At 51.5% G+C, this 429-nt stretch carries 1 pseudogene; it reads right to left on the bottom strand.

The annotated features are described in order from the left end of the window. Positions 1-429, bottom strand: a pseudogene (locus ACVA58_RS27785) (ISNCY family transposase); the annotation flags it as partial.

Consider the following 429-nt stretch of genomic DNA (forward strand, 5'->3'; position numbering starts at 1 on the left):
TCAAGGTATTCGCGGGTAGCCACCATATAATCGAAGGCTGACTCGGTTTCACTGAAGCGCAGGTTCATCAAGCGGCCAGTGTGGCATCATCGATGTAAACCAGCAGACAACACTTGGGACTGCGGCCTTCAAACCAGTCATGATGGGAGCCGTCAATTTGAATCAGTCACCCAGGCGATGACGAGGCTGATAAACGCGAGGCTTGCGCTTGGCATGGGGAACCCAGAGACCATCAGCAATCATCCATTGACGCAGAGTCTCCAATGAGACAGAAAGACCATGGCGCTCGGTGAGTTTTTCGTGCGCTAGCGTTGGCCCAAAGTCAGAGTAATTTTGATTGAGCAAAGTTAAGCAACGATAGCGAATGCTGTCGTTGATTTTATTCGAAGAAGGTTTGCCTCGGCGTTGATGGACAAGGCCTGCGGCACC

Source organism: Photobacterium sp. DNB22_13_2 (genome assembly GCF_052873915.1).